A 13,646-nucleotide genomic window follows, 5' to 3' on the forward strand; every position below is an offset into this window, starting at 1 on the left:
AGAAGGGGCCCTAGGGCCCCTTTTTTCTTCCCATCTACCGCGCTTGTTTTTTCCCAGTCCTAACCCCATCTTAGGCCGAAGGGTCCAATCCCATCGTTTTGGCCAAGTGCCGCTGTAGAGCCGAATATCATGAAAACACTCGTCGAGTTGCCCCTGCTCCCCCTGCGTGACGTAGTGGTGTATCCGCACATGGTCATCCCGCTTTTCGTGGGACGAGAGAAATCCATCGAGGCCCTCGAGGCCGCCATGACCAGTGACAAGCAGATCCTGTTGCTGGCGCAGAAGAATCCGGCCGACGACGATCCGGGCGCTGAAGGCCTGTACCGCATGGGCACCGTAGCCACCGTCCTGCAACTGCTGAAACTGCCCGATGGCACCGTCAAGGTGCTGGTCGAAGGCGAGCAGCGCGGCCAGGTAGAGCGCTTCATCGACGAGGAAGCCTACTGCCGCGCGGAAGTTTCGATCATTGACGAGGCCACCGTCGGCGAGCGCGAATCCGAAGTCTTTACCCGCAGCCTGCTCAGCCAGTTCGAGCAGTACGTGCAGCTGGGTAAGAAAGTCCCGGCCGAAGTCCTGTCTTCGCTCAACAGCATCGATGAGCCGGGCCGTCTTGTAGACACCATGGCTGCCCACATGGCGCTGAAGATCGAACAGAAGCAGGAGATCCTCGAGATCACCGAGCTGTCCGCCCGCGTCGAGCACGTGCTGGCCATGCTGGATGCCGAGATCGACCTGCTGCAGGTCGAGAAGCGCATTCGTGGTCGCGTGAAGAAGCAGATGGAGCGCAGCCAGCGCGAGTACTACCTCAACGAGCAGATGAAGGCCATCCAGAAAGAACTGGGTGACATCGACGAAGGCCACAACGAAGTCGAGGAGCTGAAGAAGCGCATCGACGCCGCCGGCCTGACCAAGGAGGCCCTGGCCAAGGCCACTGCCGAGCTGAACAAGCTCAAGCAGATGTCGCCGATGTCCGCCGAGGCGACCGTGGTGCGTTCCTACATCGACTGGCTGGTGAATGTGCCGTGGAAGGCCGAAAGCAAGGTGCGCCACGACCTGGACAAGGCCGAGGATATCCTCGACGCGGACCACTATGGCCTGGAAGAGGTCAAGGAGCGCATCCTCGAGTATCTCGCCGTCCAGAAGCGCGTGAAGAAGCTCAAGGGCCCGGTGCTCTGCCTGGTCGGCCCGCCCGGCGTGGGCAAGACCTCGCTGGCCGAGTCCATCGCCCGCGCGACCAACCGCAAGTTCGTGCGCATGGCCCTGGGGGGCGTGCGTGACGAGGCCGAGATTCGCGGTCACCGTCGCACCTACATCGGTTCCATGCCCGGTCGTCTGATTCAGAAAATGACCAAGGTGGGCGTGCGCAACCCGCTGTTCCTGCTCGACGAGATCGACAAGATGGGCAGCGACATGCGCGGCGACCCCGCGTCGGCGCTGCTCGAAGTGCTCGATCCGGAGCAGAACCACAACTTCAACGACCACTACCTCGAAGTCGACTACGACCTCTCCGATGTGATGTTCCTCTGCACGGCGAACTCCATGAACATCCCGGCAGCCTTGCTGGACCGCATGGAAGTCATCCGCCTGCCGGGTTACACCGAGGACGAGAAGATCAACATCGCCTCGAAATATCTTGTGCCGAAACAGACTGCGGCCAATGGTCTCAAGAAGGGCGAGGTGGTCTTCGAGGAAGCGGCTACCCGTGACATCATCCGCTATTACACCCGCGAGGCCGGTGTCCGCAGCCTCGAGCGCCAGATCGCCAAGGTCTGCCGCAAGGCCGTCAAGGACGGCGGCAAGGCCAAGCGCATCGAAGCCGTGGTGACTCCGGATTCGCTGGAGAACTACCTGGGTGTGCGCAAGTTCCGCTACGGCCTGGCCGAGCAGCAGGACCAGATCGGCCAGGTTACTGGCCTGGCCTGGACCCAGGTGGGCGGCGAATTGCTGACCATCGAATCGGCCATGGTTCCCGGCAAGGGCGCATTGACCAAGACCGGCTCGCTGGGCGACGTCATGGCGGAGTCCATTACTGCCGCGTTGACCGTGGTTCGTAGTCGTTCGAAGAGTCTGGGCATCGCCCCGGACTTCCATGAAAAGCACGATATCCACATCCACGTGCCGGAAGGCGCGACGCCCAAGGACGGCCCTAGCGCGGGCATCGGCATGTGCACCGCACTGGTTTCAGCGATCACCCAGATTCCGGTCCGTGCTGACGTTGCCATGACCGGCGAGATCACCCTGCGCGGTCAGGTTCTGGCCATCGGTGGGCTGAAGGAAAAACTTCTGGCTGCGCACCGTGGTGGAATCAAGACGGTGATCATTCCCGAGGAAAACGTACGGGACCTTAGGGAAATTCCGGATAATATTAAGGCCGATCTCGTTATTAAACCGGTTAAATGGATTGACGAGGTCCTGCAAATTGCGCTGCAATACGCCCCGGAGCCCTTGCCCGATGCGGCTCCCGAGATGGTTGCAAAGGATGAGAAGCGCGAGTCTGATTCCAAGGAGCGAATCAGCACGCATTAGTTGGGGGGCTTTCTTGACACTGTTTTTGAGCCCTTGTTATAAAGCGGCACTTGCTTTGTCAGTTGGCAAACCAGCACCTGCTTTTGCTTACACCTAACACATAGAAACATACTCAACAGAAATAAGGGGACTTAGAGTGAACAAGTCGGAACTGATCGATGCTATCGCCGCATCTGCTGATATCCCGAAAGCTGTTGCCGGTCGCGCTCTGGACGCGGTGATCGAGTCCGTAACTGGCGCCCTGAAGGCTGGTGACTCCGTCGTACTGGTAGGCTTCGGCACCTTCGCTGTCAAAGAGCGCGCTGCTCGCACCGGTCGCAACCCGCAAACCGGCAAGCCGATCAAGATCGCTGCTGCTAAGATCCCGGGCTTCAAGGCCGGTAAAGCCCTCAAGGACGCTGTCAACTAAGCGTCTTTTTGGACTTGACCTGGACCGGTTCAACTTCGGTTGGGCCGGTCACGGAGCGATGACCCGGCTGGCGTAGGTCGGTTGGAATCATCAGGGGTCACGGGCTCAATGCCCGCAAGCTCCACCAGTTACGAGAAGGCGCATCCTCGGATGCGCCTTTCTTATATCCGCCTTTTTTCCACGCCGCGCCGCCATTGACGGTGAGCCGTGGCCGCGTCGGGGGCCGCATGCTGCAAAACATCAGGGACAATTCCCAAGGCTGGATCACCAAGACCATCCTGGGCGTGATCGTTGTCCTCATGGCTTTGACCGGGTTCGATCAGATCATTCGCGCAACCCACCACGAGAACGTCGCTGCTCAGGTCAACGGTGAAGACATTGGTCTGCCGGAGCTGCAGCAGGCTGCGGACATGCAGCGTCGCCAGTTGATGCAGCGTCTGGGCAAGGACTTCGATTCGTCCATGCTTGACGACAAGCTGCTCAAGGACTCCGCGCTGAAGTCGCTCATCGAGCGCAAGCTGATCCTGCAGGCCGCCCAGAACGACAAGTTCGCCTTTTCCCAGCAGGCGCTGGATCAGTTGATCCTGTCGACCCCGGAATTCCAGGTGGACGGCAAGTTCAGCGCCGAGCGCTTCGACCAGGTCATCCGCCAGATGGGCTATGACCGCATGCAGTTCCGTCGCATGTTCGGCGAGGAAATGCTCATTGGTCAGCTACGCGCCGGTATCGCCGGTACTGGCTTCGTCACCGACGACGAGCTGAATGCCTTCGCCCGCCTGGAGAAGCAGACCCGCGACTTCGCCACCCTGACCCTGAAGGCCGACCCGGCCAAGAGCAAGGTCGAGGACAGTGAGATCAAGGCGTACTACGACGCCCACAGCACCGAGTTCATGACACCCGAACAGGTCACCATCGACTACGTCGAGCTGAAGAAGTCCGCCTTCTTCGACCAGGTCGAGGTGAAGAAAGAAGACCTCGATGCCCTCTATCAGAAGGAAATCGCCGGTCTGGCCGAGCAGCGCGACGCCGCGCACATCCTGATTGAGGTGAACGACAAGCAGAACGACCAGCAGGCCAAGGCCAAGATCGACGAGATCAAGGCACGCCTGGACAAGGGTGAAGACTTCGCCAAGCTGGCCAAGGAGCTGTCCAACGACACCGGCTCCGCCGCCAACGGTGGTGACCTCGGCTTCGCCGGTCGTGGCGTGTATGACCCGGCCTTCGAAGAGTCGCTGTATGCGCTGAAGAAGGGCGAAGTCTCTGCTCCGGTGAAGACCTCCTACGGCTGGCACCTGATCAAGCTGCTGGGCGTTGAAGCGCCGGAGGTTCCGACCTTCGACAGCCTGAAGGCCAAGCTGGAGCACGAAGCCAAGACCCAACTGGTCGAACAGCGCTTCGTCGATGTGACCAAGCAACTGGAAAGCTCTGCCTACGAAGCCTCCGATCTGGGCCAGCCGGCTCAGGACATGGGCCTGAAGGTGCAGACCAGCAAGCCGTTCGGCAAGGAAGGTGGTGAGGGCGTGACCGCCAACCGCCAGGTCATTCAGACCGCTTTCAGTCCCGAAGTGCTGGAAGAGGGTGCCAACAGCGGCGCCATCGAGCTGGACCCCGACACCGTGGTCGTGCTGCGCGTGAAAGAGCACCACAAACCTGAGCAGGAAACCCTGGAACAGGTGAGTGCCGATATCCTCAAGCGCCTGCAGGTCGAGCACGCTGCCACCGATGCCAAGGCTCGTGGTGAAGCGCTGCTTGCTGGTCTGCGCGACGGCAAGATCCCGTTGACCCAGGCCCAGGAAGGCCAGGACTGGAAAGTCGTGGAAGCCGCTGCCCGCGGTCAGGAAGGCGTCGATCCGGTCGTGCTGCAGAGTGTGTTCCGCATGGCTCGTCCGGAAGGCGCCGGCAAGCCCAGCCTGGGCGGTGTCGCGCTGCAGAACGGCGACTTCGTGCTGGTCAAGCTCAGCGGTGTAAGTGAGCCGGATGCCAAGCCGACCGAGCAGGAGAAAGCGATGTACCAGCGCTTCCTCGCTTCGCGTAGCGGCCAGGACGATTTCTCCGCGTTCCGTCGCTACCTGCAGGATCAGGCGAAGATCGAGAAATTCGACGACGCCAAGAAGTGATCGGTATGGGCTGTCGACGACGGCCCTGACTCCGTCTTCTCAAAAAACGCCGTTTCCCGTGAGGGAAACGGCGTTTTTTTTGGTCCTGTGTTTTTGCTCGCGGGGTGCGATCCCGCTTCTCGGCGGCCTTGTGTACCTGCCTTTCTACCCGGGGGCGGAATTCAGGGATTCTTCTTCGGAAGGGCGGGGGTGTTTTAGTACGTCGGTGCAGGAAGCGTCCACGCCGCTGAAAAGCTTCGTCTGACAGCTACGCCAGTGGGGTGAATTTTAAGATTTGGAGGTGACAGATTTCATAAGGAAGGAAACAGATGCCCATGGAAAAGGTAGCTCTGACTCTCTTTTCTCCCCACGCAGGCCTGAAAGCACCGCCCAAGGTCGACGACACAGCGTCGGGTGAAGCGAAGGGCCAAAACCAGGAAGGCAGCAACCAGGAAGGCAGCAACGTCTTGCCCGAGTTCGTCACCGCCCCGGGTGATGCCGAAGACGTGGTGCAGCTGCCGCCAACCCTGCATCACAACGCTGTCGCCCGACAGTCGCTCCCGGGTTGCTCCAGAGCCTGTTTTCGAGTCACGCCGAATAGATAGTCGCGATGAGGCAGGCCCTGACCCCGCCTCAATGCCGCTGAGCACGGCGAACTCAACCGCAGACGACATCTTTTCGATTCCGATGACAGCGATGCGCCGACGGGGTACTTCGCGCCCTGGCAATGCTTTCGCTACTTCACTTTTCCTCGCCGTTGTCGGTGAGGTTTCCAGGAGAGCACCATGACTGAACCCAACTCCCTTACACCGCGCCAATTGGCCGTTGCCCAGACGGAATTGATCACTGCCCAATCCGAGCTGCTGCGGTCCGGTTCGCCGGACACCAATGGTGGAGAGGCTATCGTCCAGTCCTCCTCGTCAGTACCGCCACAGCAGTCAGCTGTTCTGCAGGAGCAAGGATCGACCAGCGCTCCTGTCGCGGCCATGGCGCAAGACCATTTGGCGAGTGACGCTCAGATCACCGCTAAGGACGCCGGAATAACCACCCCCATGGTGCAGCCGGGTGTTGTCGTTGCCCCCCAGGGCAGCAGCCTCGGTGCCGCACAGGAGTCGCCGGGCAAGTCGGGCCTTGCCGTCGGTTCGAGTCCGAGCCTGCTGAGCAGTGAGATTTCCCAGACCACCAGCACCAGTGCGTCCCCCAAGTCTTTCGTTCTCGGGGCGACCCTGGGTGCACAAGCTGATCAGGCGAGTACGTTATCAGCGGTTGGCGCTCCGCAAAGCTATACCGTCGTGGTCGATGCCTCTGGAAGCATGGGCTTCATCGGCCTGAACTCGGTCAAAATGGCGCTGATGGAGATGGTGAGCGTCTCGTTGAGGTCCGGCTCCGCGGTGACCTTCAATCTGATCGAAATGAAAGACACCGCGAAAGATCTTGGCTCCTTCAAGTTCAGTAGCCCCGCGGATCCGGATTACAACAAGCTGCTCAATGTGATCAACGGCTTCATGGCGTCGGGGAATTCGAACTACGAAGCCAGTCTGAAGATGGCTCTGGCCAATCTGCAGAAGGAAGCGTCGGCCGGCATGGTGGAGAACAAGCAAGTGTTCTTCATCTCCAACGGTAGCGCCGCTCCTTATACGACCCATGTGCCCTCTGCCGCGACGCTCAAGGCCTGGCATGCCTTCATGGATAAGCCATCGGCGACCCATGAGCCAATTCCGGTGACGACATTCCGCATTGGTGCCGGTATCGGTGACTACTATCTGTCGCAGATCACCACCAGCGCGACCATCGAGGAGCCCTCGGCGCAGAAAATTGCTGAAACGATGCTGGGAACCGTCACTGCGCGGGATACTCAACTCATCGTTGACCCAGTGACGAGCGACAACGTCGTGAACCTGGCCGATTCAAAGGCCGCGCAGACCGTCAGTGGCAAGGTCGTGGGTATTTTCCAGGCCGGTGATGTGGTCAAGGTCGATCTGCATGGCACCCTCTACAGCACGACAGTGAACGCCAAGGGTGAATGGAGCGTGTCTGTGCCCGGAGGCGAACTCGCCGCCGGCACCAGCATCCACGCTTCCATTGTGGCGCACAGCAAGGCTGGCGCCGCCGGTACCATCACCCAGGATCATGCCTACAGTGTGGATCTCGTTGCACCTGCTGCACCGGATGCCTGGATTGATCCGGCCGCTGCCGGCGTAAACAAGCCGACCATCGAAGGCAAGACCGAGCCGGGCGCGGTGGTCACCGTGACTTTCCCGACAGGCGAAACGATCAATGTCACGGCGGACAAGAATGGCGATTGGACGGTTACCCCGGTCCAGGCCATGTCCGCAGGCAACAATGACATCATCCTGATCGCCAGGGACGCTGCCGGCAATCCGAGCTCCTCCAAGACTCTTCAAGTGCTTGTCGACGTTCTGGCTCCCGAAGTACCTGGTCTCGCTACCGTCATCGACCAGGACACCGCGCATCCGCTGATTTCAGGCGTGGGCGCCGAGAAGGACGTCATCATCCATGTCTTCAGCGGCGCAACCCAGCTGGGTAGCGTTGTGGCTGGCGACGATGGCTCCTGGTCGTTCAAGGTGCCAGCCGCGATGGCTTTCTCCAATGGCGAGCACTCGATCACGCTCCGTGCGGAAGGCCCGACCGGTAAGCTCAGCGACTTGTCAGAGCCCTATACGATCAATATCTCGGCTGTCGAGCCGGGCGCCACCGAACTCACTATCGCGCCGGTCGCCGGGGATGACATCGTCAACCTGCCCGAGTCGAAGACCGAGCAGACTGTCAGCGGCAAGGTTCGTGGCGTCTTCCAGGAGGGCGACCAGGTTACCTTCACGCTGAATGGCCACGACTACAGTGCCACCGTTGGTGCTGATGGAAAGTGGAGCGTCAGCGTGGCGGGAGGCGATCTGGTGGCCAATGATCTGCATGCGATCACCGCCACTGTCATCGCGCATGGCGAAGCGGGCAAGGTCAACACCGTGACCGAAGTCCACGCCTACGAGGTGAACCTCGATACACCGGCCAAGCCGAGCATCGAGCAGGTCTATGACGGCCAGGGCAGTATCCAGGGCTCAGTCGCCAAGGGCGGCGCCACCGACGACGCGGCGCCGGTCCTGTCGGGCAAGGCAGAAGCTGGTTCCACCGTGACCCTCTACGATAATGGCAGCAAGCTGGGCGCCACGACCGCCGACAAGAATGGCAAGTGGAGCTTCACCCCGGTGACGAACCTCAGCGAAGGCTCGCACGCCTTTACCGTTGAGGCGACCAACGCGATGGGCAATACCAGCGTCAAGTCCGACCCGTTCAACGTCATCACTGACTACACCGGGCCTAACGCGAACTCGACCTTCCTGAGTATCGATGCCATCACTGGTGACGACTTCATCAGTGTCGGTGAGGCCAAGGCGAACGTGGCCATCAGCGGTAAGGTATCTGGTGACTTCACCGCCGGTGATCTGGTGTCCGTCACGGTCGATGGCACTCAGTACAACGCCAAGGTCGCGGCGGATGGCAGCTGGAGCACGAGCGTGCCCGGCAGCAAGCTGGTGGCTGATGGCAGCCAATCGATCGTGGCCACGCTGGTGGCACACGACGCGGCGGGTAATGCGGGGACCATTACCGCCTCGCCGCATGGGTACACCGTGGAAGAGCCCGAGCTGGTGATTACCATCGACAGCATGAGCAAGGACTCTTCGACCGACCTGGCGCACTCCGTCGACTTCATCACTGCCGATGGTACAGCGGGGCGGGGGGTCTACGGCTCTCTGAGCAAGGAGTTGCTCGAATACGAGACAGTTCAGGTGTCCTTCGACAAAGGCGCCACCTGGACGAATGCCGTCGTCAGTGGTCAGAACTGGGTCGCCGTGGATACCAAGGCCCATAGCGCCAACTGGACCATCCAGGCTCGTGTCTTCGCCAATATCTCGCCACCATTGGAGTTAGCTTTCGCCTCGCAGGATGTGACCTACCTGGCTCCGCAGGTCGCGTCCCCGACCATCACCGGTATCCCGGACAGCATTGGTGGGTACACGCTGGCCAAGGCCGCCGATGGCAGCGACGTGAACGTCTCGCTGGCCAATACCGGCGCCAGGGCCGGCGACACGGTGCATATCATCTGGGGCAACACTACCTACGACCAGGTGCTGACTGCGGCCGATATCGCCAAGGGCAGCGTCACGGCCAACGTGCCGGCCGTTCAGACGTTGTCCCAGGGCGTTTCCTACAGCTTCGGGGTGACGGCGCAGATCGTGACCGACGAGGGGCAGATCAGTAACCCCAGCTCCGTCTTCGCGCTCAACCAGACCCGTACCGAGATCCATTACGAGACTCGTTACAGGACCGAGACGCAGACGCAAACCAAGAGCGTCACGTACCTCGACAACTTTGACAGCGAGGTTGGCTATAGCGGAAGTTTCTACAGCAGAACGGGCCACTTCACCGTCAATTCCTTCGGCATCGTGAAAGTCATACTCCCCGGCGGCAAGGGGCATGGCGGTGGTCTGTATATCGGCGGCATCACAGACCCGAATGCCAGCGGCAAGAGTGCGGCAATCTTCACCTTCGATAATCCGGTGACGTCCTTCTCTTACGATTACTGGGGCACCGAAAACATCGGGAGCAATGGCTCGCTGGTTCAGGTCTTCGACAGTAGTTACAGACTGATCTACAGCTATAACAACCACGGGCCTTATGGGCTGGTGAATAACTTCAGCTATAGCGCGCCCTCGGGCACCACCATCGGCAAGGTGATGGTGTACAGCGACATGTTTGGCCTGCCGATCGATAACTTCACGACAACGCAACAGGTCACAACGACCGTGCAGGTGCAGGTACCGTACTTGGTCCCGGTTGAAGTCACCGTTACGGCACCCTGGCAGGCGCCGAACCAGAAGCTAATCGACCATCCGTGGGAGTCCTACTTCTCCGACAGCATCAGCTCGTCGGCGAGCGATGTCATCTCCATGTCGATCGATCCGACGGCCTACTTCAAGCAGAGCTCGGCGCATGTCCATGGTGGCAACCACATGGATACGCTGAAGCTCACCGGCAAAGATCAGGTCCTGGATCTGCGCGGTCTGACCGGTGAGAGCGGCGAAGGCAAGATCAGTAGCATCGAGAAGTTCGACATCACCGGCACCGGCAACAACACGTTGAAGATTTCCCTCAACGAAGTGCTGCACCTGGGCGAAACGGACATGTTCCGTAAAGACGGCAAGGTGCAGGTGATGGTTGACGGCAATGCCGGCGACATCGTCGAGCTGTACGGCCTGGAAGGGCATGGCGCGGGCATCGGCGGCTGGCAGAACAGCGGCACCGCCACCATTGGCGGCGTGGTCTATCAGGTCTACAGCTACAACGCGCTGGATGCGGAAATCTTCATCAAGCAGGGCGTGACCACCAGCATCACAATCAGTGCCGAAGGCGGTGGTGCCGGCAGCATCGATGCCATGGCCAAGGACACCGGCGTCCTGAACGACTTCATCACCGAGGACGGCTCGGCCGGTCGACTGGTAACGGGCAAGCTTTCCGGCGCCCTGGCCAGCGGCAGCTATCTCGAGGCCTCCTCGGACAATGGCGCCAGCTGGAGCAAGGTTACGGCTATCTCGGGCTCGGAGTGGGCCTTCGTCGACAAGATCGCGCATACCTCCGACTGGAGCGTTCAGTTGCGAGTCAGCGATGGCACTGGTCTGAGCGCCAACCTGGCCAACCAGAAGGTGGCCCTGGCGGATATCGCCAAGGCCCCGACGATCCTCAGCATCCCCAAGGCAGATGACGGGTTGCTGACTGCGAGCGAGGCCTACAGCGGTGTCGACATGGTGGTGTCCCTGGCCGACACCGGCGCTAAGGCAGGCGATATCGTTCACGTGCAGTGGGGCGTGGGGCTGTATGACCAGGCACTGACCGCGGCGAACATCACCGCCGGCCAGGTCACCGTCAAGGTGCCTTCCGCCGTGGCGTACAGCGAACAGGGCGTCGCTTACAACTTCAACGTGAGCGCGTCTATCGTTTCCAACGGCGTGGCTGGGGCCAGTTCGCAGCCCTACGCGATCGTGGGCGGCGGCTTTGCCACCAAGGCGATCAGCGATACGACCTTCACGGCCGGAGCGGTGTCGAGCAACGTCTATACCGGCACCGACTTCTCGGTGAGCACCAGCGGCACCAGCATGGCCAAGACTGTGGCGGTAGCCAATAAGCAGATGGCGGGCCTGACGCTTGGCGACGCGAGCAACGCCAATGCCACCGTCACTCTGAGCCAGCCGGCGACCAAGTTCGCGATGTACCTGTCGGGCGCTGCGCTGGCCAAGACGGGCGCCACGGTCTATGTCTACGGCGTGGATGGCAAGGAGCTTGCCCACGAGACGCTGACCACTCCGTATTACTACAAGTACTACACCTACACGGCGACGGCGGGTGTGGAAGTGGGCAGCTTCAAGGTCGTGGCCGGCAGCGACAGCGTGACGCTGAGCAGCTTCAGCTTCACCGAAGCCCTGCATGTGAGTGATACCCGTGCGCAGACCATCGACCACGCGACGGACAGCTACTACGGCACCGCTGGCGACGACGTGGCTCTGCTCAAGTACGCTGCCAGCAGCTACCTGGCCTACACCGGCAACACTGGCATCCATGGTGGCGACGGCGTCGATACCCTGAAGGTGGAGAACTACAACCAGGTGCTGGACCTGACCCTGGCCACCTCCAAGGGCAAGGTCAGCAGCATGGAAATCATCGATCTCACCAGCACCAACGCCTCTTATGGCAACACGCTGAAGCTGTCCGTGCAGGACGTGCTGGAGAACGGTCAGACCGACCTGTTCCACAGCACCGACAAGCACACGGTGCAGATGATGGTGAAGGGCAACGCCAAGAGCGTGGTGAACCTCGATGACCTGCTGGGCGCCAAGGGGCCGGACTACGGCGACTGGGCCAACAACGGATCGATCAACGTTGGTGGCACGACGTACAACGTCTATCAGCACTCCGGCCTGGACGCCGAGTTGCTGGTGCAACAGGCGGTGAAGGTCAACCTGGTGTGAGCCGAATCGGGCATTAATCCTTTTTTGCCCGAGATTGCAGAACGCTCCGGGTGGAATATCCATCCGGAGCTCTTCCTCTAACAATCCTCAAAAAAGGCCGCATCAGCGGCCTTCTTTTTTGCGGCGGTCTATCGATGTATTGGGCGGGTGGACGATTCGCCCGAGTTTTTCATCGGTACGCCAGTTATCAGTCAGTCCTGAAGGGGATTTCCTTTTATCTAGGAAGAGGTGGGTAATTCTTCCCTGGATGTTTGTGAGACGCGGCCCCGGCAGCGGGATGGTGCTTGCCAGGTCTTGGGAAAGTTCAGAGAAAAAGGCGGGGCAGGCTGACAGATGACTGTGCTCGGAAGGACGCAGAATAAACGGCGCTGCCGGCCAGCGCTCATCGTCATCAAGGAGGAGGCAGTCAGTCTGTCGCCATGAATATTTATGCATATGGACCTGCAGCCGTAGGTCAGGAGACCAGGATGAAGCTGTTTTCCACAGCCAACCTTTGCCACATTCATCTGGATCGCCAGCGGGTTACCCCGGTCAAGACTCGGATTTCCGTCAGCCTACTGGCTTTGCTGCCGTTCTTTGCTTCTGCCAGCGCATGGGCGGCCTGCGATACGACCATACAGCCAATGTTCACCTTCACGCTGCCCGGATTCGATGCTGCGATCGATACCAACGTCCCCGACGGGACGGATTTATTTACCAAGTCCGTTCCCCTCAGCACTGTTGCAGGCGACATCACGGGTTGTGATGGTGTGCAGCAGGTCCACCGGGGAAGTACTCCGCAGATAGGAGCGGTAGGAGCGCAGGCGATCTACTCAACTGGCATCGCCGGCCTCGGAATGAAGTTCCAATATACGGGCTCCAATAAGTCCACATTCCCTTATTATTTCAATACGCCCGGTGATCCAAGCCATGTTAACCCGACTGCTAACCTGACCATCACCTTTGTCAAGACAGGGCCGATCGCCGACGGTGGCACTATCAACGGTGAGGTCGCGGGCTGGTGGGTACCCAGCCAGGGAAAGCAACTGGCGACTATCGTCATCAGCGGTTCGATTCCGATCAAACCGACCAACCCGACCTGCGCCATCAGTGCATTTTCGCAATCCGTCAAGCTTGACCCGATTTCCATGGGGGCTTTCGGGGCGATCGGCGATGCGGCAGGCAAGGCGACAAACTTCAGCGTCGACCTCAACTGCAAGGCGGGCACCGGTACGGGAGGGGCTAGCAAGATGTACATCACCCTCTCGGATGCCAACAACACCGGTAACATCACCGATGTGTTGTCACTCGCGTCCGGCTCGACCGCCAAGGGGGTGGGGCTGCGGGTGTTCAAGGCTGATGGGAGCGCAGTGCGGTTCGGCCCGGACTCCAGCACCGTTGGAACACTGAACCAGTGGTATGTCACAACGGTGACCGGCACAACGACCGTCAGTATTCCCTTGTCGGTTCGGTACGTGAGAACGGGGACGGTATCGCCTGGAACCGTAGCGAGCATTGCCACCGTGACGATGGCGTACAACTGACGGGCTCAGTCAAAGGCCCCTGAAAAGGGGCCTTCTTGGTTGCCTGTCCGGA

The 13,646-nt window shown here is 60.3% G+C and carries 7 protein-coding genes; 6 read left to right on the top strand and 1 reads right to left on the bottom strand.

All coding sequences use genetic code 11. From position 1 onward, the window contains the following. The first annotated feature begins 129 nt into the window (after positions 1-129). From lon to IB273_RS00835, 5 genes are all read left to right on the top strand, one after another. Complete coding sequence (gene lon, locus IB273_RS00815; RefSeq protein ID WP_192222959.1) at positions 130-2,526, top strand: endopeptidase La; 2,397 nt, start codon at positions 130-132, stop codon at positions 2,524-2,526. A gap of 136 nt (positions 2,527-2,662) precedes the next feature. Beyond that, on the top strand, positions 2,663-2,935 hold the full coding sequence (hupB, locus tag IB273_RS00820; protein ID WP_003087931.1) for a nucleoid-associated protein HU-beta: 273 nt from the start codon (positions 2,663-2,665) through the stop codon (positions 2,933-2,935). A gap of 227 nt (positions 2,936-3,162) precedes the next feature. After that, complete coding sequence (locus IB273_RS00825; protein ID WP_192222960.1) at positions 3,163-5,052, top strand: SurA N-terminal domain-containing protein; 1,890 nt, start codon at positions 3,163-3,165, stop codon at positions 5,050-5,052. Positions 5,053-5,366: 314 nt separating this feature from the next. After that, a complete protein-coding gene (locus tag IB273_RS00830; RefSeq protein ID WP_192222961.1) occupies positions 5,367-5,636 on the top strand; it encodes a hypothetical protein in 270 nt (89 codons plus the stop codon). 180 nt (positions 5,637-5,816) lie between these two features. Further along, complete coding sequence (locus IB273_RS00835; RefSeq protein ID WP_192222962.1) at positions 5,817-12,071, top strand: Ig-like domain-containing protein; 6,255 nt, start codon at positions 5,817-5,819, stop codon at positions 12,069-12,071. 102 nt (positions 12,072-12,173) lie between these two features. Here the strand turns inward: IB273_RS00835 and IB273_RS00840 are convergent, their stop codons facing one another. Further along, on the bottom strand, positions 12,174-12,506 hold the full coding sequence (locus IB273_RS00840) for a hypothetical protein (RefSeq protein ID WP_151186565.1): 333 nt from the start codon (positions 12,504-12,506) through the stop codon (positions 12,174-12,176). A gap of 32 nt (positions 12,507-12,538) precedes the next feature. Here IB273_RS00840 and IB273_RS00845 point away from each other — a divergent pair, with 32 nt between their 5' ends. After that, positions 12,539-13,594 carry a fimbrial protein gene (locus IB273_RS00845; protein WP_192222963.1) on the top strand — a complete coding sequence of 352 codons (1,056 nt, stop codon included), beginning with the start codon at positions 12,539-12,541 and terminating at the stop codon, positions 13,592-13,594. The last annotated feature ends 52 nt before the right edge of the window (positions 13,595-13,646 follow it).

Source organism: Pseudomonas sp. PDM19, assembly GCF_014852215.1.
Lineage (GTDB): Bacteria > Pseudomonadota > Gammaproteobacteria > Pseudomonadales > Pseudomonadaceae > Pseudomonas.

Coding starts and splice junctions, on each gene's coding strand:
- lon (WP_192222959.1), top strand. CDS start 130: ATGAAAACACTCGTCGAGTTGCCCCTGCTCCCCCTGCGTGACGTAGTG.
- IB273_RS00825 (WP_192222960.1), top strand. CDS start 3,163: ATGCTGCAAAACATCAGGGACAATTCCCAAGGCTGGATCACCAAGACC.
- IB273_RS00830 (WP_192222961.1), top strand. CDS start 5,367: ATGGAAAAGGTAGCTCTGACTCTCTTTTCTCCCCACGCAGGCCTGAAA.
- IB273_RS00835 (WP_192222962.1), top strand. CDS start 5,817: ATGACTGAACCCAACTCCCTTACACCGCGCCAATTGGCCGTTGCCCAG.
- IB273_RS00840 (WP_151186565.1), bottom strand. CDS start 12,506: ATGCATAAATATTCATGGCGACAGACTGACTGCCTCCTCCTTGATGAC.
- IB273_RS00845 (WP_192222963.1), top strand. CDS start 12,539: ATGAAGCTGTTTTCCACAGCCAACCTTTGCCACATTCATCTGGATCGC.